Consider the following 20,284-nt stretch of genomic DNA (forward strand, 5'->3'; position numbering starts at 1 on the left):
GAGTGCGGAAAGGTCGTCCCTTGCGGACGGCCTTTCGCATTTTTGCAGATAAGAGGATAGGAGAAAGACGATGAAAATACGAAAGATTATTGTTGCGTTAGCTGCAGTTCTCGTACCATTTCTGGTGTTTCGTGTGGGATCGGGATTGACCGAGCAGCAGAATGTCACACTGCGCGATTACACGGTTTCCGAGAATGAGAAAACGCTGACACTTCATGCAGCTGTCTTTCCGCCGATTGAGGATATCCGGGATTATAAGGACGAGCCGAAGAACGGCGAACATTATCTTACGTTTTACAACGCATTCGGCAGTGCAAACACGATGAGTGCGGAATACACCGTTGTCCTGCCGATTGAGGATACGGATAAGGCGGTTTATTTTAATGATGCCGAGGGCTTCCATCTGGTTCTGCAGAAGAATGAACTGACCGGTGAGTGGGTACGACCGTAAATTTCCGCAGAACAGGGAACCAAACCGCCCCGATTTCGTCTAACCGAACAAAGGAGGAATCGCTATGAAAAAATTGCTTGCAGGAACACTCACAGCGGCGCTGGTGCTTGGATTGACAGGATGCGCTGAGCCGGCAGATGAGCCGTTAACTGAAAAACCCGTCATCTACCTATATCCCGAACAGAAGACAGCGGTTTCCGTGTCGCTGGACTACGCGGGCACGCTGACCGCGACCTATCCGGCGTATGAGAACGGCTGGCACGTAACCGCCGAACCGGACGGCACGCTGTATGACGAGGCCGGAAATGAATACTCCTATCTGTTCTGGGAAGGCGAATCGAAGCCGGACTACGATTTTTCCAAGGGCTTCTGCGTCGCGGGAGCGGACACGGCAGACTTCCTCCACGAAACACTGGCTGAGATCGGTCTGACTCCGAAGGAGTACAATGAGTTTATCGTGTACTGGCTGCCGAAAATGCAGGAAAACCCGTACAATCTCATCTCGTTCCAGTCGGAACGCTACACCGACATCGCAAAGCTGGATATTGACCCGACACCGGACAGCGTTCTCCGCGTATTCATGGCGTGGAAGCCGTTGAGCAAGCCGCAGACCATCGAGCCGCAGACGTTCACGCCGTTTGCAAGAGACGGCTTCACCGTTGTGGAATGGGGCGGCTGCGAGGTGAAATGAGCACAAAAAAACCGCCGAAATTTCGGCGGTTTTTTTTTAAAGGGATTTAATCCTGCGAGGTACGCAGCTGCGGCATTGCAGTGCACAGCGGCTTCCAAACCAGGATGGAAATAGAGTAGTCCAGCATGGAGTGAATGACCGTGCCGAGACCAACCAGCAGAACAACGCTTGCAACAAAGCCGTTTGCGAGCTGCTCAGCAGTGAACAGCGCACCGGACATAAAGAACGGCGTAACGATGATCATCTCGGCGGCAGCGTGCAGCAGTGCAATGATGAAGTTGAATACGGTGCTTGCAACCGGACGGTTGATGATATCCGGATTGCGCTTGAGATAGGCTGCACCGATGAACGCGAACACGATATGGGACGCCGCACGCAGTGCAATGATTGCCGGCGTGGTAAGGAAGAAGCCAATGGTTGTGCCGATGCAGACCGCTACGGCAACCGCCGGAGAGATGAACATGCCGAGGAATACGGCAACGTGGCTTGCCAGCGTGAAGGACATCGGGCCAAGTACGATACGCGGCATAAACATCGGGACAACAATGCCAATGGCACAAAGAATACCGGCCAGCACCATGTGGTACAGCTTGTTTTTCGTCATAGTCATAAGTGATACAATTCCTTTCCGATCCCTTTATTTGTGAACAGATAGAAGTATACAACACGGAGCAACACTTGTCAAGACACATTGTTCATAAAAAGTTTGGTTGCCTGAAAAAACAGGTTGTGATATAGTAAGGGCAGACAAGCAGCAAGGTCAGAAAGGAAGACAGGCATGATCTCGATTGACCGATTTGAAGAAATTTTATCCGATCTTGCGGAGGAGATTCCGCAGTCGTTTTACGAGGAGCTGAACGGTGGTATCGTCGTGGAACCCGGGTATCTTCTGCACCCGGAGGACCGCAACGGCACGCTGTATGTGATGGGGCAGTACCGCATTGATCCGGCGATGGGCAAGTATATTGTAATGTACTACGGCTCGTTCAAGCGGGCGTACCGCCATTTGGATGAGGACGAGCTGACCGAAGAAATGCGAAAAGTCCTGCGGCATGAATTCCGCCACCACGTTGAAGGACGAGCCGGTGTGCGTGATCTGGAGGTATGGGATGCGGAGCAGATCGCTATGTATAAGGAGCAGCAGGCAGATAACGAGTAAAAGAAAACCACCCGAACGAAATCTGTCGTTCGGGTGGTTGCGGCTGTCGCGAAACTACAGTTTCGCCGACAAGCAGGAACGGACCGCAGGCCGTTCCAAAGTCGTCCGAAAGTTCCTCCAGAAGTGTAAAAAGCCAGATATATGCTCCGGCTTTTTACGAATTTGCACAGCAAATTCTATTTCATGCGCGCTGCCGCGCGGCAGCGTCAGCATCGCGAAAACGGACTTTATTGATAGACTGAACCACCCGAACGAAATCTATCGTTCGGGTGGTTTTTAGTTATCCTCGAGCAGCAGAAAGCCTTTGTCCTTGAGCCCCTGAATTACGCGTTCGAGCGTTTTCTCATCCGTAGCGCGGATGGTGTGCAGGTGGATGCCGCCGGTCAGGTTGGACAGCGGCCGGGAACCGGACTGCTGAATCTTCTCGTTAAACGCGTCGGCGTCATACCGCGAGAAAATATGCAGCGGTGCACAGATCTGACCGTATACAGCGTGCTCGACCGTCACATCAATCACGGCTCCGCCGAGATCGACAACCGTGTATAGCTCCTCAAGCATGCGGCTGTTGTCGTGGTGGCTGACAATGTGCCGCTCCGCACAGGCCGGCGCCGAGGTGTTCTCCAGAATATATCCGCGCGGCGTAGCGAGCACGGCTAATCCGCCTGCACGCAGCAGCGCAACATCGCCTACAATAATCTGGCGGCTGACACCGCATTGCGCGGCCAGCGCGGTCGCCGATAACGGCCCGTTCGCCTGTGCAAGCAGGTGGGTGATTTTAGTGCGTCGTTCCGCAGCGTTCATGGTTAGTCACTCCTTACATCCTTATATGATAGCAAAAGTTGACGGAGTATGCAAGTGTCAAGATGGGAGAGATTATGCAAGGTAGGAGTGAGGAGGTAAGAGTTGAAGGATAGGTGTAATTCACAGGTGCCGTCCGTAGCCCCAGACGAACGAGTTGCGCGGTGCGAGCATCTCCCGGAGTGCCCTTCGGGCAATTCACCTTGTGTCGCGCCTGCGGAGAGTAGCCGATATGTGTAGCAGTAAGGTATCTGTGAACTGCGAATATTTTACGAAACAAACGCAAGAGTAACCCGACTGCCGTTCCCCTTTTCGAAGCGGTCGCCGGTCTCTGGTATGCGCCAGACTAACAAACAAAAGGAAACTGGAGTCCCAAGAGGATAGAAACCTTGGTGTCTATCCTTTTGGAACCCCAGCTAAGGGTTAGCACCTATTCCTAATTCGTTAGGCAAACAGCGCAAATAAAAATTATCTGCGCTGCACAATCTCATGCGGTCTCCCGCCCTCATACAGCTGCTGCCGAATCGCGGCAAACATCCGCTCTGCCATATCCAGATACCGGCGGACCTCCAGCTCATCAATCTCAAACGGCAGGTCGGTTGGATACCGCGTCTCAATATATAAATCGTTGAGCGCCGCACTCTCGTCCAGATATTCGGAGAACGCCTTCGAGTCCAGCTGGATCGCCTGACGGCACAGGTACGTCAGGTTGTGTCCGTCAAAATGCCGTCCGGTGCGGAACAGCAGATAACCTTTCAGTGCCTTTTCAATCGCCTGCTGGCAGTGGAACGCGATGTTGTAATGATCGCCGCCATAGGTCAGCAGCAGACGTGCGGCCTGCAGGTCGCACAGCGCCTTGTCCAGCCATTTGTAGTAAAAACAGCTGTCGGATGCACCTTTACGTCGCCTGGTCATAAATCACCTTGCCTTTCCGGGCGATCCATGCGGCATACGAGGTACTGTCCGTGCAAAGCTCCGCCCATTCCTCGGTGGTGTAAACGCTCAGACTGACGGGTACGGAAACCGTAATCGCCAGGTGCAGGTGTGTGCGCAGTGTGCGGCAGTTGGCGCTCTCCGGCACGATAATGCAAAGGCTGAATGCCTTGAGCTTGTCGGTTGCCATCGTACGCTTTTCCGCATACAGGATGATTTTGACCGGCTGGCACGCGTCCAAAATGTCGCATACAGCCTGCTCGATCGCTTGCGTCATACCAATCCCTCCTTCGGGTCGGGCAGCGGCGAAAGCGTGGCAAGCGCCTCGAAGCGGGTTCTGCCATCGGCTTCACCGCGAATGTAACGTGCGCTGTCCGCCGTGCCGGTCAGCAGCGAAAGCGATTCGCCGCAGGCGGTTTCGGCGGTGTAGTTGACCTGCAGCTCGGAGACAAAACCCGGCTGCTTGTACAGGTCGAGCGCGTCCGAGATCAGCTCGACCGCACGCACGTTGTTGACATGATTGTTGACATCCAGATCCGAATAACGGACCTCGTGAACATGATGCAGGCGTACATTGTCGCACGACAGCTTGGGCAGCGGCGCAAACAACTCTCCGCGGGAGGTGTGCAGGTACTGCTCGGCTTCGGGAAATGCGCTCGGACGCACAATGCGGTGCGTCTCCGGGTCGAGCGTTACCCACATAGACTGTGCGTCGCCAACCGGCTTGTTATCCACAAAAAACGAGAAACTGCGGTACCAGCTTGCACCCTTGATGCCCGGACACCACGTTTCGCACCGCAGCCGCTCATACGGCAGCAGCGGACGTGTCAGCCGCGCTTTCATGCGCGAGAGTACCCACACGATCCGCAGATCGAGCGGACCGATGTGCAGCGCTTCTGCGTGGACGGTCGCCGCGTCCTGCATGATATTCCATAGGAAGGACGGCTTGGCAATGCCGCGGTTGTCAATGTGGCTGTAATTCACCTCATATTCACGGGTGAGTAGATCGACCATGGGAATGCACCTCCGAAAAAATGTGCGGTTAGCGGAACAGGGAAACGATAAAGCGGGAAAGCATATCCAGCAGGGTAGCCTGCTGCTGTGCTTCCTCCTGGGTGATGGTGCCGGAATTGTCGGTATCCGGCTTGGTGACCGGCTTATCCTCCGCGTAGTGCGTGGTCAGGAAGGCCGGACAGCCGTCGATGGACTCAAGGGAGGCATAGCTGAAAAATACCTCGCCCTGAATATCTATGCTGTCATCGAGCAGAGTAAGCTGACGCTCGATTTCATCCGTGCCGTACCAGGTATCACCGGGCTGCGCTTCCGCCGAACGGTATGCGCCGATGCCGATGTACAGCGCTACATCGCTGGTGGAAACCGCCTTCTGCCACCACTTGACGAGCGTCTGGAAGTCAGCAGGCTCAAAGCCGATCGACCAGTACAGCTGCGGACAGATATAGTCTACTGTGCCGGCGTTGATCCACTGCAGGGAATCGCAGTATAGCTCGCTGTATGAGGACTGCCCCTGCGTGTTGCTGCCCTTGGAGTTTGCGCTCTTGTTTTCCCAGATACCGGCGGGACTGACACCGAACGAGAGGTTCTTATCCAGCGTATGCAGTGTCTCATCCAGAGCAGCGATGAGTGTGTTGACGTTGTCGCGTCTCCAGTCACCGATCCTGCTGAAATCCTGACCGTAGCGCTCGTAAGTCGCCTCATCGGCAAAATCCGTACCCGGATAGAAATAATCGTCCAGATGAATGCCGTCTACGTCGTAATTCTTGACGATCTCAGCCGCACCGTCTACGACAAGCTGCTGTACCGCCGGAATACCGGGATTGAAGTAGTAGTTGTCGTTGTATTTGACAACCCACTCCGGATGCTGCTTGGCCGGACTGGAATCCGGGATTGCATTCCATTCGTCCTCGCCGTCAATCGTAATGCGGTACGGATTGATCCACGCGTGCAGCTGCAGACCGCGCTCGTGCGCTGCGGTTACCCAGTAGCCGAGGGCGTCAAAGCTGCCGTTCGGCGCCTGACCGGCCGTGCCGCTGACATAGCGGCTCCACGGAAACAGCTCGGACGGATACAGTGCATCGGCGGAAGGCCGAACCTGAAGGAATACCGTGTTCAGGCCCATTGCGGCAATATTGTCCAGCTCGGTGTCGGCCTCGGCCTTGAGCTGGTCGGCGGTCATGCCCTGCTCGGAGGGGAAATCAATATTATGTACGGACGCGACCCAGACACCGCGCATATTGTCCTTTGCGGGCTGAGCGGCATAAGCGCCCGGTATCATCAGCATGGTCAGCGCCAGCACGATGGATAGAATGCGTTTTTTCAGCATGAAGAATCTCCTTTTATCCGGAAGCTGCTTTCATAACCATTGCATACTCTGCTTGTGAAAGCAGCTTCGCCAATTTGTTACCCTATATTATACCACAACCGCTCGGGAAATTTAAGTACATAATGTGAATTCTGGCAGACAGGTGCGTTGACAGAAAAGGTTTTTCATTGTATGCTGAAATACAGACAGGGCAATACCGAATAATTGAACAAGAGCGATTTGTGAGTAAATTTTGCGTACTGACAAGACGCGGTTTTGCAGCAATACTTGCCGTATTGCAAGAAATCTCGGCAGCGCGGACGGAACTCGCGCAAGGAACCGAAGCCAAAATCAGAACACAAAATTTTCGCAAAGCGCCGCGGCAGCGCGACCGGAGCCTGCGCAAGAAGCCGCGGCAGCGCGACCGGAGCCTGCGCAAGAAGCCGCAGCTTTAATTGTGCGGTGTTGCCATAGAGTAAGAAGGAGAGCAAATCCATGCAGAAAAAGGTTTTAGCGCTGCACGATCTGTCGGGTTTCGGACGTTCGTCGCTTGTGCCGATCATTGCAGCGATTTCGGCGGCAGGACACCAGTGCGTGCCGCTGCCGACCGCATATTTTTCCACGCACATGGCCATTCCCGGCTGGGAAACGGTCGATCTGACCGGTGTTATGCCGCGTGTCATCGACCAGTACGACCGGTTAGGGTTACGGTTTGAGTCGGTGTACGCGGGCTTTCTCGGCTCGGCAGATCAGATCGACTGCGTGCGGGATGCCGTACTGCGGCTGAAATCCGAAAACGGCACGGCGTTCATCGACCCGGTGATGGGCGACAACGGTGAGGTCTACGCCACCTATACACCCGAAATGTGCACGCGTATGCGCGAGTTGTGCGAAATTGCGGATATCATCACGCCGAATACGACCGAAGCGGCTATCCTGCTCGACCGCGACCCAGCCTCCGCACCGCAGAACGAAACGGAAGCACAGGAGTGGCTGCATGCACTTCACAGCCGCTACGGCGCACAGGTTGTGCTGACCGGTTTGGATTACGAGCCGGGGAAGGTCGGTTCCGGCTGTCTGTCTGCGGACGGCGGCACCATCAGCCTGCACGAGAGGATCGCGCAGTATTATCCCGGCACCGGAGACCTGTTTGCGGCGGTCGTGCTCGGCGCGCTGCTGAACGGCAGGGGGCTTGCCGATGCCTGTGCGCTCGCCGGCGAGTTCGTCAAGGACTGCATCGCCTACACTGCCGCGCAGCATACCGACCCTATGCATGGCGTGCAATTTGAAAAGCTGCTGCCGCGCCTTTTTTCTTGCCACGAGAACCAGACTGAGGTATAATATAGATAGATTCTCAGATATTCCCCGATAGGGTGCGCTGTAAGAAAGGTGGTTTTTGTATGAAGCAGTCGATCCGCATCACCTCCCGTGTGAACAAGCGACTTTACGCGGACGCGATACCGGGGCATTTTGCCACGAATCATTCGCACATCAACTACTATATTGATATGTCCGAGATCAAGCACAGCATGGCAATGTCCAGAGAAGCCGCGCGCAGCATTGCATACCAGTTATCGTCCACCAGCATTGATACACTGCTGTGCATGGAAGGCACGGAGTACATCGGCGCGTATCTCGCCGGTGAGCTGTCGAGCGTGGGCATGGGCAATGTCAACAGCGGCAAGGATATTTATCTTGTCGAGCCGGACAGCAACGTCAACGGTCAGTTTGTGTTCTCGGATAACCTGCGCCATATGATCGAGCACCGTAATGTGCTTGTGCTGGTCAATTCCGCATCCACCGGTCAGACCTTCTCGCAGGCGAAGGAGTGCGTTGAGTATTACGGCGGCCGCGTTTCCGGCTTTGCGGCGTTGTTCTCCAATATCAGCGAGCTGAGCGGAAAAAAGGTTGTCAGCCTGTTCTCCGGCGCGGATTTCCCGCATTACCAGAACTTTGTGCGCGGCAAAGCCTGCCCGGACTGTGCCGCAGGCACTCCACTGGATGCAATCGTCACCCCGAGAGGGTACAATAAGCTGTAACGGGCAAGAGGAAAGCGTGAGCTTTCCTCTTTTTTATGCGTATAGAATGGAAAATTGAGAATGGAAAATGAACGCGATGGTTTCTCTCGCCCTTCGGGCAATTCACCTTGTGTCGCGCCTGCAGAGATGAAATGGTATGTGTAGCAGTATGGAATCTGACACTGCGAATAGGTAGAGAAATGGGCGCACTCTGTGCGCCCCTACGGAAGAAAAAATCCTCTGCCGTTCCCCATTTTCGAAGCGGTCGCCGGTCTCTGGTCTGCGCCAGACTATCTTAGGAAAGGGGTGATTCACAAGAGGGTGGAAACCTTGGTGTCTACCCTCTTGTGCCCCTGCCGGGCAGGCAAGATTTCGTTCGCTTCGCAAGCGCTCAACCACCGTCTGGCAGAGACTAACAAACAATACTGATAACCGGAACTTTGAAAAAGCAAAAGAGGAAGGTAAAAACCTTCCTCTTTCGTTTACTTTTTCAGAAATTCCGGCAGACGGCGGCGTGCCTCCAGACGATAAATCCGGTAGCCCTCCGCGGAGAACTTCTCCTCATACTCGGTCATGACATTGCCCTCAAAGTCCGAGTTATGCAGATCGAGCGAGATATTCTGAATCAGCCAGCCAAACTGGCAGATCTCCTGCAGACTCCACTCGAAAAAGCGCTGATTATCCGTCTTGAAGCATAGATCACCCTGCTGACGCAGGATTTCATCGTATACTTCCAGGTACGCACGCCACGTCAGCCGGCGCTTGCGCTGACGGTTGGGCGGCCATGGATCGGAGAAATTCAGGTAAATGCGGTCCACCTCACCGGGCGCGAACACTTCGCGCAGCTCAGCCGCGTCGAAGGATACAAACCGCAGATTGGGCAGCGGCTGCTGCTGGCAGCGCTCGGCTGCATGATGAGCGCACCTTCCTCGCGCTCGACCGCGATAAAATTCACATCCGGGTGCTGCTCGGCCATGCCGATGGCAAAACGGCCCTTGCCGCAGCCGATCTCCAGATGGATCGGATTGTCGTTGCCGAACAGGGCGCGCCACTTGCCGCGTTTTTCCTTCGGCTCGAACGCCATAACGTCCGCACAGGCGGCAAATCGAACGTCCAAGTTTTTCTTTTTGCGCATTCTCATGCGTGATAAACCCCTTACATCAGTGTTATAGTACGGAAAACTGTCCTCAAACGGGACGAAAAAAGAGTAAGCTGCCGCAGAATACTCCGGTCTGCGGCACATCTTCTGCAATAATAGACATAATATTATACCACAGAGAGATAGTATGACACAACCGTTATCTCAGCCAAATTTACAGAAAGACCACAACTTTCACAAAAATATGCAAATTTGCAGATAGTTCTTGGTTAAATGATACATCTGTGCTATAATAACAACAGATCCACTGACAGAGGGAGAGAAGGATATGTTTAAGCGTTCCAGCGGCGTGCTTGCGCACGTCACTTCACTGCCTTCGCCGCACGGCGTGGGCACCATGGGCAAAACCGCCCGTGATTTTGTAGATTTTCTGGCGGCGGCGCACCAGACCTACTGGCAGGTGCTTCCGCTCGGTCATACCGGCTTTGGCGATTCGCCGTACCAGTGCTTTTCGGCAGCGGCGGGCAATCCGTATCTGATCGACATGGATCTGCTCGTTGAGGACGGTCTGCTCACCGCGGATGAGGTTCGTCAGGGCGACTTCAACGCTTCGGCGGATACCGCGGATTTCGAGCAGCTGGCCGATACCCGCTGGCCGCTGTTCCGCAAGGCATACAGCCGCGTGACACCGGAAATGCGTGAGAAAATTGCCGTCTTCACTGAGAAGAACAGTGAATGGCTGCCGGATTACGCGCTGTTTATGGCGCTCAAGGAGGAGAAATACCATCACATGCCGGTCTACATGTGGCCGGACAAGGATGTGCGCGACCGCAAGCCTGCAGCACTCGAAAAAGTGACCGCAGAGCTGCGTGACGAGGTGGATTTCCGGATTTTTCTGCAGTATATCTTCTTCAAGCAGTGGACGGCACTGCGCGAGTATGCCAACGAAAAGGGCATTCAGATCATCGGTGATATCCCGATTTACGTTTCCGCCGACTCGTCCGATGTATGGACGCACCCCAAGCTGTTCAAGCTGAAGCCCGACCGCAGCCCCAAGCTGGTAGCAGGCGTACCGCCTGATTACTATTCTGCAACCGGTCAGCTGTGGGGCAACCCCGTGTACAACTGGACGGCGCACAAGGCGGAAAACTACGCGTGGTGGATCTGGCGCATGAAGAGCAACATGGCGCTGTTCGACGTGGTGCGTCTCGACCATTTCCGCGGTTTTGCCGCTTACTGGGAGGTCGGCGCGGACGAGGAGACCGCCATCAACGGAAAGTGGCGCAAGGGTCCGGGCATGGAACTGTTTAACGCCATCGAGAAGGCGCTCGGTCCGGTGCCGCTCATTGCGGAGGACCTCGGCGTGCAGACCGATGAGGTCAAGGAACTGCTCGAAGAAAGCGGTTTCCCGGGCATGCGCGTGCTGATTTTCGCTTTACGCCGGATTACGACAACGAGCATCTGCCGCACAACTATAAGCCGAACAGCATCGTCTATACCTCGACGCACGATTCGCAGACCGTGTGCGAGCAGATCATGGACATCTGCTCCGAGCCGGAAAAGCAGTTTGCATACCGCTATCTGCGTACCTCGCACGCCGAGGCCATGGGCTGGAGTGCCATCAAGTGCGTATGGGCGTCCTCGGCGAACATCGCTATGACGACCCTGCAGGATCTGCTCTCGCTCGGTGCGGATTCCCGCATGAATACGCCTGCCACTATCGGCGGCAAGAACTGGCGCTGGCGCGTGCGCGCGGAAGCGCTCAACCCGACGGTTTCGTCCATGCTCGGTGAAATTACCAAGACGTATATGCGCGGGTAAGAAAATGTGCTATAATGATACCGCATCACGGGATTCTGTGGTGCGGTATTCTATTTTCACGGACAAGAAAAGGACGAATATGTATGAAAATGACAACTGCCATTTTTGATTTAGACGGTACGCTGCTCAACTCGCTCGGTGATCTGTGTGACAGCGTAACCCATGCCGTGGAGAAGCACGGCTTTCCGCCGGTGAGCATGGAGCAGACGCGCATCCGCATCGGCAACGGCGTGCGCAAGCTGGTCGAGCGCAGCATTCCCGAAGAGAGCCGCACGGACGAGATGATCGACATCTGTCTGGCGGATTTCCGCGCGTTCTACGGCGAGCACATGATGAACCGCACGCATCCGTATGAGGGCATTGTTTCGGTGCTCGAAACGCTCAAGGAGAACGGCGTGACGGTCGGGGTGCTGTCGAACAAGTACGATTCCGCCGCGAAAGCGCTGATTGAGCACTATTTCGGTGATTTAGTAAGCATTACCTATGGCGAACGCCCGAATATCCCGCGCAAGCCGGATCCGACAAGCGTGCTCGGACTGCTGGACGAACTGGGCGGCGACAAGGAAACGACCCTCTACATCGGCGACAGCGCGACCGATATGCAGACCGCAGTAAACGCAGGATTGACCGCCATCGGTGTTGCCTGGGGATTCCGCTCGGCGGAGGAACTGCGTGCATCCGGTGCGGACGCGCTTGCATATGAGCCGAGCGATCTGCTGCCGCTGTTTGCGTACGGCGTGCCCGATGTGAGCAAGGCGGAAAAGGCTCTGACCGATTACGGCTTTGGTTTCCGCTACTTTGAAACGAAAGATGAGGCAGTTTCCTACCTGAGAGACACCTGTGCAGGCAAATCCGTGTCGATGGGCGGCTCAATGACGATGAAGCAGCTTGGTTTTCCGGAGAACTTTGCGGACAGCACGGACGTGCACTGGCATTGGATCGACAAGGGCGTGTACTGCCAGACGCCGGACGTTTACCTGTCTTCAGCGAACGGACTGAGTGAGACTGGCGAGATCGTCAACATCGACGGCAAGTGCAACCGCGTGGCGGCCACGCTGTTCGGACCGAAGCGCTGCATTTTCGTGTGCGGCGTGAACAAGCTGCGTCCCGACCTGCAGAGCGCCATCGAGCGGGCAAGAAATATTGCCGCTCCGCTCAATGCCAAGCGGCTGAATAAAAAAACGCCTTGTGCAGTGGACGGCAGGTGTCACAACTGTAAGAGTCCGGAGCGTATCTGCCGCGCCATGGTCATTCATATGGGCGTGCCGAGCGGATTTGAAAGCTGTGAGGTCGTGCTCATCGGTGAAAAACTGGGCTTCTGACAAAAAGAAACCCGTGTATTTCATTTGAAATACACGGGTTTTTGTTAAATAAGCACCTCGAACACCCATACCATCAGCGGCATGGTGAGAATGGAAAACAGCGTTGTGAGCACATACAGTGCGCTGGAATACTCAGCATCGCGGTCATAAAGCTGCGCCATCGAAGTAACCGTAGCGCATGCAGGCGTGATGCACGCGAGATACACGGTCAGCAGAATGCTGTGTCCATCCGGAATCCAGTTTGCCGCACCGATGACGCGAAGCAGCAGTACTGTGATAATCGGGCAGATAATCAGCCGCAGCAGCACAGGAACATAATGCCGACGGCGCATAAACAGCTGGCGGAGCGGCGTGTCCGCAATAACGATACCGGCCAGCAGCATGCCGATCGGGCCGACCATCGCGCCAAGCTGAGAAAACAAATCGTTCACCAGACCGGGCAGCGGCAGCCGCAGGATGAACAGTGCACCGCCGATCAAAATAGCGATGATATTGACATTGCCGATGATCTTTTTCCACTCGAAGCCGCGCGTACCGCAGAGCAGACTGCGGCAGTGCGTCCACAGGAGAACCTGCTGTACGACGAGGAACGCACAGGAATAGATCACATAATCCTCGCCGAGCAGCGCTCGCACCAACGGAATGACCAGAATGCCCGCATTCGTGTAGATGATGCAGGTGCGCTCGATCACATCCAGCCGCAGCGGACGGCGTAGCAGCCGCGCCAGCAGAAGAAGCAGCGCGTGCAGCGCAATCGCCAGTACAAAGGCGTACAGCAATCCGGTAACAACGGCAGGGGTGTAATCCACCTGAAAGGCGTTGATGATGACGCATGGCATAACCGCATACACCATCACGACCGACAGCACGCGGCTGTCCGCACTTTTGAGCAGCCGGGCCTTGACGAGCACGCAGCCGATCAGAAGAATGAGAAACAGCTCGGCAATCTGCTGCGCTAAAATAAGACTGATTTGCATAATATCACTTTCACAGCAAAAAAGAGGGAAAAGTGGAGAGCATACCGCAGCCGGTGTTCTCTCCACTCTTCATTTGCATTGTATTTAGGGCAATACCGCCGCAGCTTTAATTGTGCGGTGTTGCCTTAGAACAGACCGGTGATCTTACCGTTGCTGTCTACGTCGATCTTCTCTGCAGCCGGAACCTTGGGCAGACCGGGCATGGTCATGATCGAGCCGGTCTCTACAACAACAAAGCCTGCACCGGCAGCCAGACGAGCGGTGCGTACGTTGACAACAAATTCGGTCGGACGGCCGAGCAGCGATGCGTCATCGGAGAGTGAATACTGCGTCTTTGCAACGCAGACCGGCAGGTGGCCGTAGCCCATCTCGGTGATGTTTGCCAGCTCCTTCTTTGCGGCAGGCGCGATGGTCACGCCGAGTGCACCGTAAATCTCCTTGGCGATCTTGCGGATCTTGTCCTCGAGCGGGAGCGAATCCTCATACAGCATGTGGAAGTCGGCCTTGCCCTCGTCGAGCACAGCCAGAACCTCGTCGGCCAGCGCCTGACCGCCTTCGCCGCCCTTGGCAAATACCTCGGAGAGTGCTACGCGCACACCGCGCTCGGCACAGTGCTCGCGGATGAAATCCATCTCCTCGTCAGTGTCGGTCGGGAATGCGTTGACGGCAACAACGACCGGTACGCCGAACTTCTTCATGTTATCCAGATGTGCATCCAGATTGCAGATACCGTGCTTCAGCGCATCCATGTTCGGCTGATTGAGATCAGCCTTGGCTACACCGCCGTTGTACTTGAGCGCGCGGACGGTCGCAACCAGTACGATGCAGTCCGGAGCCAGTCCAGCCTTGCGGCACTTGATGTCCATGAATTTCTCTGCGCCGAGGTCAGCACCGAAGCCTGCCTCCGTGATGGCAATATCGCCCAGTTTGAGTGCCAGCTTGGTTGCCTGCACGCTGTTGCAGCCGTGTGCGATATTGGCGAACGGACCGCCGTGCATCAGACAGGGCGTGCCCTCGAGCGTCTGAATCAGGTTGGGCTTGATGGCATCCTTCATCAGTGCCGTCATGGCGCCCTCTGCATGCAGGTCGCGTGCGTAGATCGGCTTGCCGGTGTAGCTGTATGCCACCAGAATATCACCGAAACGCTTTTTCAGGTCGTCCAGATCAGCGGCCAGACACAGGATAGCCATAACCTCGGACGCTACGGTGATCATGAAGTGGTCCTCGCGCGGCACACCGTTCACCTTGCCGCCCAGACCGATGGTGATGTTGCGGAGAGCACGGTCGTTCATGTCCATTACGCGGGTGAACACAATACGGCGCGGATCAATGTTCAGCAGATTGCCCTGCTGCATGTGGTTGTCCAGCATGGCGCACAGCAGGTTGTTTGCTGCCGTGATGGCGTGCATATCGCCGGTAAAGTGCAGATTGATGTCCTCCATTGGAACAACCTGCGCGTAGCCGCCGCCTGCCGCGCCGCCCTTGATGCCGAATACCGGACCGAGAGACGGCTCACGCAGTGCGATAATCGCGTTTTTGCCCTGTTTGCACAGTGCCTGACCCAGACCGACCGAGGTCGTGGTCTTGCCCTCGCCGGCAGGCGTCGGGTTGATGGCGGTAACGAGGACCAGCTTGCCGTTTTCCTTTTCCTTCACCTTGGTCCACACGTCTGCGGACAGCTTTGCCTTGTACTTGCCGTACAGTTCCAGATCATCGGCATCCAGACCGGCAGCGGCGGCAACCTCGGTGATCGGGCGCATCTGACAGCCCTGTGCGATTTCAATATCGGATAACATGAAATTCCTCCTCTATTTTGCAGCGGGTAACATAATATATTCATTATATCAATACTTCGTCCGGTTTTCCATACAAGCACGCGAAAAATTTGCCGAAATTGTTACTCGCAAAGAGGGGTGTGTTGTGGTATCATATAGAAATGTAATTGAGGATGGAAAATGAGTGTGGCAGTGCAAAGCACTGCAATTTAAGGCAACACCGCACAATTAAAGCGGCGGCTCCTTGTGCAGGCTCCGGTCGCACTGCCGCGGTGCTTTGCGGAAATTTTGTGTCCTGACTTTGGCTTCGGTTCCTTGCGCGAGTTCCGTCCGCGCTGCCGAAGTTTTACGGTAATACATCAAGTATTACCGCAAAACTGTGCCTCGTCAGTACGCAAAATTTACTCGCAAATCACTCTTGTTCAATTATGCGGTATTGCCTTAATTCCGCCGCTTTGCGGCGATACCTTAATTTCCGATGCTCAATTCTCAATTTTCCATTTTGAAAGGGAGGGGTTTGATGGACACTGCTCGTTCCATTGTACACTCTGTTACGCATTATATCAAAAACACCGACCTGTATCTGATGCTGCTGGGACTGATCTGCTCGATCTACGGCATGTTCCTCATTTACTCGGCAACGCTCAACCCGGTGACGGCACTGGACGGCTCGACGAAAAACCTGTATGTACAGGGTGCCGCGATCATTCTCGGTCTGGCGGCATTTATTGCGCTCAGTCTGATTGACTTGGAAAATCTGGGCGACCTATGGAAAATATTCGTGATCGGCAACATTCTGCTGCAGTTTCTGCTGTTTACGCCGCTCGGCACTGAGGTCAACGGCCAGCGTGCATGGCTCAATCTGGGCGTGACAAGCCTGCAGCCGGGTGAGCTCGGCAAGCTGATCTTCATCTTCACGATTGCCGCGCACATGACCGAAATACAGGATCATATCACCGAATGGCGCGGACTGGTTTCGGTCGGTCTGCACACGCTGGTAATGATGGGGGCGGTCGTGCTCTCGTCGGGCGACACCGGCATGGCGATCCAGTACCTGATGATCGCGGTTATCATGCTGTTCTCGGCCGGTCTGCCGCTCAAGTGGCTGGGCATTGCTGCCGGAGTCGGTATCGCAAGCGTGCCGATCCTGTGGAATTATGTGCTCAAGGATTACCAGAAAACGCGCATCCTCGTGCTGTTTGACCCGTCCATTGACGTGGAGCAGTCCCGACAGGCGACCTACGGCAAGATCGCCATCGGCTCGGGGCAGTTCACCGGTCAGGGCTGGACCAACGGCACGATGACCCAGATGCAGTATGTGCCGGAGAACCAGACCGACTACATTTTCTCGGTCGCAGGTGAGGAACTGGGCTTCCTCGGCTGCCTGCTCATCATCATTCTGCTGATGGCGCTGATCATCCGTTTGTTTTATGTGGCGTACCGCGCCTCCACGCCGTTTTCGGCGCTGATTGCGGTCGGTGTAAGCGGCATGCTGCTGTTCCAGACCTTTATGAATATCTTTATGAATGTCGGTCTGCTGCCTGTCATGGGCCTGACGCTGCCGTTCTTCTCCTACGGCGGTACGTCTATCGTAACCATGTTCGCCGCGCTCGGCATCGCCGCAGGCGTCAGAATGCGAGAAAAGCCAAGCTGGCTGCAGAACTGATATGGGCACTCCCCCTATGCATACATTGAAAATGCCAGAAAGGATTTTGTAAAATGACCAGACAACAAGCATGGGAGCTTCTTCGCAGGTACAACGCGGAGCCGTTCCATTTACGGCATGCGCTGACGGTTGAGGGCGTCATGCGCTGTTTTGCGGAGCAGCGCGGCTATGACCCGGAATTCTGGGGCATTGTCGGCCTGCTGCACGACATTGATTTCGAGCAGTGGCCGGAGCAGCACTGTGTCAAGGCATCTGAGCTGCTGCGCGAAGGCGGTGCAGATGAGAGCATTATTCATGCGGTATGCAGCCACGGATGGGCGATTTGCGTGGACATCAAGCCGGAGCACGAGATGGAAAAGCTGCTGTATGCAGCCGATGAGCTGACTGGTCTGATCGGTGCGGCGGCGCTCATGCGCCCGTCCAAGAGCGTGCAGGACATGGAGCTCAAGAGCCTGAAGAAGAAATACAAGGATAAAAAGTTCGCGGCAGGCTGCTCGCGTGAGGTCATCGAGCGCGGCGCAGAGCTGTGCGGACTGACGCTCGAGGAGTTGTGGCAGCAAACGTTGGACGCCATGCGTTCCTGCGAGGATTCCATCAACAGGCAGATGGAAGAGATTTAAGGCAATATTGTACTTATATGGAATAACCGGGGCATTGTAATATTACAAATGCCCCGGTTTCGTCATATTTCGTTGAAATGTGCCCCGTTTTGTGGTAAAATACCATCAAGAATGCCCGCAGCGGGCATGCAGGAAAGCAACCCATCGGCGAAACAGCATGGAGGTTCAAGAATGCGTTTCAAACGAATGATCGCGGTATTTCTGAGTGCGGCGATATATATGACAGCGGGTGCGGCGGCCGCAGAATTGCCGCAGGATGCTGTGGAGGCAGAAACCACAGCCGTCACGACCGAGACTGCCGCCGAGCGGGATCTGACACAGGATCTGCCGCAGGCGAGAGCGGTCGTCAGCGCGGCAAAGACCACGCACGCGTTTCAGCTCAACGGCAAGGCGGTGACCAATCCGCAGGCGTACTTAATTAACCGCTATAACTATTTTAAGCTGCGTGACGTAGCCTATCTGCTGCGCAACAGCACCGCAGAGTTTGAGGTGGGCTGGGAGAAATCCACCAACGTCATCACCCTGACGACCGGCAAAAATTACACCGCGGTCGGCGGAGAGCTGAATACGGCAGCACTGTCCAGTGCGGCAGGCAAACCCACCACGGCTATCGTCAAGGTGAACGGCAAAAAGGTTTCGTTTGACGGTTACATCATCAACGGAAACAACTACTACAAGATTGCCGATATGGCGGCTGCACTCGGTTTTACGGCGGATTACGACGTACCCAGCCGCACGGTTTCGCTTAAAACACCGACACCTGCACCGATTCCGGCTTCGTTCACGACCGGTGTGTACCGCGTTAACGTCCATTCGGCGCTGACCGTGCGCAGCGGTCCGGGCAAAACCTATTCCGAAGTCGGTGAGTACGCCAAGGATGCGCTGGTTATCGTGGACAAGCTGTCGAACGGCTGGGCACATCTGCTGGACAGCGCAGGCGGCAGCGGCCGTTACTGCAGCGCGGACTATCTGGTGCGCGTAAGGGATTACAATGCGGCGGTCGATAAGCAGACCGAGCCGACTATCTCCAAGCCGAGCGCACCTTCGACGCCGAGTACACCGGCGACTCCTGACGAGCCGACGACGCCGACTGAGCCGACAACGCCGGATACGCCCGCCGAGACGTTCACAAGCGGCGTGTACCGTGTAACCGTGGACTCCGAGCTGTCTGTCCGCTCGAGCCCGAGCACCTCCGGCACGCTGGTCGGCGTGCTGAAAAACGGCGCGGAAATCGCGGTTGACAGCATCAGCAACGGCTGGGCACATATTATGGATAACGCTTCGGGCAGCGGCCGCTACTGCAGTGCGGCTTACCTGACGCGCGTGCGCGACTACGTCAGCGGCGACGAGGATAACGATCCGATACAGCCGCCGCGCACCTCGCACATTGATGGCGTGATGACGGTCATTATCGACCCAGGTCACGGCGGCAGCGATGTCGGCGGGAACAACGGCGGTTCGCTCGATGAGAAGCATGTCAACCTGTATGTGGCGCAGTACCTCAAGCAGTATCTTGAGGCAGCCGGTGCAAAGGTTATCATGGTGCGCGATACCCTTGAGGAAGGCAGCGAGCTGACGCTGCGCGGCGCTGTTATGAAACAGTATGCGTCCTCGGCGGACCTGTTCTTTAGTATCCACCACAATGCAGCCAACACCACTGCACGCGGAGCGGAAATTCTGGCGCAGATTGCGGACAAGAACGGCGGCCCGACCAAAATTCTGGCGCAGGCGCTGCTCGACGAGTACGAAAAGCTGGGGGTTCCGATTCGCCAGATCGTGTTCCGCGAGGGCAGCCACGGCGATTATTATTACACCAACCGTGCAGCGGCGGCGCTGAATATTCCGGCGCTGACGAGTGAATTCTGCTTCATTGATAACGAGGAGGACCAGAAGTTCATCGACAGTGAGGAGGACTGGCAGAAGCAGGCGCGTGCACAGCGCAATGCGATCCTGTATTATTTCACGCAGGTACAGTATTAAATAAGTTGACCGCGTCGTTTACGGCGCGGTTTGCTTTGAAAAAGGAGATATTTGTTATGACAGAACGGGCAAAACTGGCACAGGATTTTCACGATCAGGGCTACAACTGCGCACAGGCGGTGGTCTGCGCGTACTGCGATCTGGTTGGTCTGGATAAGGAGACCGCCTATAAAATGTCGGAAGGCTTCGGCTTCGGCATGGGCTGCATGGAGATGTGCGGCGCGCTGAGCGGTGCGTTCATGCTCGCGGGCATGAAGAACAGCGCAGGAGCGGATCAGCCGGGCACGACCAAGGGTCAGACCTATAAGGTCACGAAAATGCTCAAGGAGAAGTTTGAGCAGAAGAACGGCGCGTATCTGTGCCGCGACCTCAAGGGCGTAGCCGACGGCAATGTACGGCGCTCCTGTCCGGGCTGCATTGAGGATGCGTGTGAGCTGATTGAGGAATACCTCACGAAATAAAAAGAAAATCCCTTTCTCGACTGAGAAAGGGATTGAGGCTGTCGAAAAACTTCGTTTTCCGAACAGCCTCTCGCTCGAAACCACGCTTTCGAGCGAATCTCGAAGAAAAAACCGCGTCCTGCGGACACATTTTTTCTTCCCTTGTATAAATTCCGAGATACATGCTCCCGGAATTTATGAATTTGCAAAGCAA

At 55.4% G+C, this 20,284-nt stretch carries 21 protein-coding genes and 1 pseudogene; 12 read left to right on the forward strand and 10 right to left on the reverse strand.

All coding sequences use genetic code 11. The annotated features are described in order from the left end of the window. The first annotated feature begins 70 nt into the window (after positions 1–70). Together DXB00_RS12120 and DXB00_RS12125 are read left to right on the forward strand one after the other, a co-directional pair. Positions 71–451: a hypothetical protein gene (locus DXB00_RS12120; RefSeq protein ID WP_118646394.1), complete on the forward strand. Its 381-nt coding sequence runs from the start codon at positions 71–73 to the stop codon at positions 449–451. Between the two features lie 64 nt (positions 452–515). Continuing rightward, positions 516–1,142: a hypothetical protein gene (locus DXB00_RS12125; protein WP_119214998.1), complete on the forward strand. Its 627-nt coding sequence runs from the start codon at positions 516–518 to the stop codon at positions 1,140–1,142. 46 nt (positions 1,143–1,188) lie between these two features. On the opposite strand, the gene DXB00_RS16460 is transcribed toward DXB00_RS12125, so the two are convergent. After that, complete coding sequence (locus DXB00_RS16460; protein WP_158578276.1) at positions 1,189–1,752, reverse strand: hypothetical protein; 564 nt, start codon at positions 1,750–1,752, stop codon at positions 1,189–1,191. A 168-nt stretch (positions 1,753–1,920) separates the two neighbouring features. Here DXB00_RS16460 and DXB00_RS12140 point away from each other — a divergent pair, with 168 nt between their 5' ends. Beyond that, positions 1,921–2,301, forward strand: coding sequence for a metallopeptidase family protein (locus DXB00_RS12140; protein ID WP_117751551.1), 381 nt, complete (start codon positions 1,921–1,923; stop codon positions 2,299–2,301). A 276-nt stretch (positions 2,302–2,577) separates the two neighbouring features. Here the strand turns inward: DXB00_RS12140 and DXB00_RS12145 are convergent, their stop codons facing one another. The 5 genes from DXB00_RS12145 to DXB00_RS12165 form a co-directional block, all read right to left on the reverse strand. Then, entirely contained in the window at positions 2,578–3,102 is a 525-nt protein-coding gene (locus DXB00_RS12145; RefSeq protein ID WP_110436105.1) for a transcription repressor NadR, read from the reverse strand. Positions 3,103–3,567: 465 nt separating this feature from the next. Continuing rightward, complete coding sequence (locus tag DXB00_RS12150; RefSeq protein ID WP_117489955.1) at positions 3,568–4,014, reverse strand: HEPN domain-containing protein; 447 nt, start codon at positions 4,012–4,014, stop codon at positions 3,568–3,570. Next, positions 3,998–4,309, reverse strand: coding sequence for a hypothetical protein (locus DXB00_RS12155; RefSeq protein ID WP_118729124.1), 312 nt, complete (start codon positions 4,307–4,309; stop codon positions 3,998–4,000). Before DXB00_RS12155 ends, DXB00_RS12150 begins: the two co-directional genes overlap by 17 nt. Then, positions 4,306–5,046 carry an acyl-[acyl-carrier-protein] thioesterase gene (locus DXB00_RS12160; protein WP_118729123.1) on the reverse strand — a complete coding sequence of 247 codons (741 nt, stop codon included), beginning with the start codon at positions 5,044–5,046 and terminating at the stop codon, positions 4,306–4,308. The genes DXB00_RS12155 and DXB00_RS12160 overlap by 4 nt, the downstream gene beginning before the upstream one ends. 28 nt (positions 5,047–5,074) lie before the next feature. Next, positions 5,075–6,373 (reverse strand): glycoside hydrolase family 10 protein, encoded by a 1,299-nt coding sequence (locus tag DXB00_RS12165; RefSeq protein ID WP_118729122.1) that lies wholly within the window; start codon positions 6,371–6,373, stop codon positions 5,075–5,077. A gap of 221 nt (positions 6,374–6,594) precedes the next feature. Here DXB00_RS12165 and DXB00_RS16190 point away from each other — a divergent pair, with 221 nt between their 5' ends. From DXB00_RS16190 to DXB00_RS12180, 3 genes are read left to right on the forward strand one after another with little or no spacing between them, the layout of a single operon-like run. After that, positions 6,595–6,807, forward strand: coding sequence for a hypothetical protein (locus DXB00_RS16190; protein WP_147359216.1), 213 nt, complete (start codon positions 6,595–6,597; stop codon positions 6,805–6,807). Positions 6,808–6,847: 40 nt separating this feature from the next. Continuing rightward, a complete protein-coding gene (locus DXB00_RS12175; protein ID WP_118729120.1) occupies positions 6,848–7,693 on the forward strand; it encodes a PfkB family carbohydrate kinase in 846 nt (281 codons plus the stop codon). A 59-nt stretch (positions 7,694–7,752) separates the two neighbouring features. Continuing rightward, entirely contained in the window at positions 7,753–8,391 is a 639-nt protein-coding gene (locus DXB00_RS12180; RefSeq protein ID WP_118360675.1) for a phosphoribosyltransferase, read from the forward strand. Positions 8,392–8,852: 461 nt separating this feature from the next. On the opposite strand, the gene trmB is transcribed toward DXB00_RS12180, so the two are convergent. Both trmB and DXB00_RS17995 read right to left on the reverse strand, forming a co-directional pair. Further along, positions 8,853–9,254 (reverse strand): tRNA (guanine(46)-N(7))-methyltransferase TrmB, encoded by a 402-nt coding sequence (gene trmB, locus DXB00_RS17990; RefSeq protein WP_305137748.1) that lies wholly within the window; start codon positions 9,252–9,254, stop codon positions 8,853–8,855. Continuing rightward, positions 9,170–9,511 carry a hypothetical protein gene (locus DXB00_RS17995; RefSeq protein ID WP_330426283.1) on the reverse strand — a complete coding sequence of 114 codons (342 nt, stop codon included), beginning with the start codon at positions 9,509–9,511 and terminating at the stop codon, positions 9,170–9,172. The genes trmB and DXB00_RS17995 overlap by 85 nt, the downstream gene beginning before the upstream one ends. Positions 9,512–9,797: 286 nt before the next feature. Here DXB00_RS17995 and malQ point away from each other — a divergent pair. Further along, a pseudogene (gene malQ / locus DXB00_RS12190) lies at positions 9,798–11,290 on the forward strand (4-alpha-glucanotransferase). A gap of 83 nt (positions 11,291–11,373) precedes the next feature. Beyond that, complete coding sequence (locus tag DXB00_RS17340) at positions 11,374–12,612, forward strand: HAD-IA family hydrolase (RefSeq protein WP_243022619.1); 1,239 nt, start codon at positions 11,374–11,376, stop codon at positions 12,610–12,612. A 44-nt stretch (positions 12,613–12,656) separates the two neighbouring features. Here DXB00_RS17340 and DXB00_RS12200 read toward each other — a convergent pair whose 3' ends face one another. After that, positions 12,657–13,589, reverse strand: coding sequence for an AEC family transporter (locus DXB00_RS12200; RefSeq protein WP_118729118.1), 933 nt, complete (start codon positions 13,587–13,589; stop codon positions 12,657–12,659). A 125-nt stretch (positions 13,590–13,714) separates the two neighbouring features. Continuing rightward, positions 13,715–15,385 carry a formate--tetrahydrofolate ligase gene (locus DXB00_RS12205; RefSeq protein WP_118729117.1) on the reverse strand — a complete coding sequence of 557 codons (1,671 nt, stop codon included), beginning with the start codon at positions 15,383–15,385 and terminating at the stop codon, positions 13,715–13,717. A 499-nt stretch (positions 15,386–15,884) separates the two neighbouring features. On the opposite strand from DXB00_RS12205, the gene DXB00_RS12210 reads away from it, so the two are divergent. The 4 genes from DXB00_RS12210 (at position 15,885) to DXB00_RS12225 (ending at position 20,091) form a co-directional block, all read left to right on the forward strand. Further along, positions 15,885–17,030: an FtsW/RodA/SpoVE family cell cycle protein gene (locus DXB00_RS12210; protein ID WP_158578275.1), complete on the forward strand. Its 1,146-nt coding sequence runs from the start codon at positions 15,885–15,887 to the stop codon at positions 17,028–17,030. Positions 17,031–17,083: 53 nt separating this feature from the next. Then, positions 17,084–17,650, forward strand: coding sequence for a hydrolase (locus DXB00_RS12215; protein ID WP_118478860.1), 567 nt, complete (start codon positions 17,084–17,086; stop codon positions 17,648–17,650). Positions 17,651–17,821: 171 nt separating this feature from the next. Next, a complete protein-coding gene (locus tag DXB00_RS12220) occupies positions 17,822–19,630 on the forward strand; it encodes an N-acetylmuramoyl-L-alanine amidase (RefSeq protein WP_158578274.1) in 1,809 nt (602 codons plus the stop codon). 56 nt (positions 19,631–19,686) lie between these two features. Next, entirely contained in the window at positions 19,687–20,091 is a 405-nt protein-coding gene (locus DXB00_RS12225; protein ID WP_118729114.1) for a C-GCAxxG-C-C family protein, read from the forward strand. Positions 20,092–20,284 lie beyond the last annotated feature (193 nt).

The sequence above is a fragment of the Butyricicoccus sp. OF10-2 genome (assembly GCF_003481925.1).
Taxonomy (GTDB): Bacteria; Bacillota; Clostridia; order Oscillospirales; family Butyricicoccaceae; genus Agathobaculum; species Agathobaculum butyriciproducens.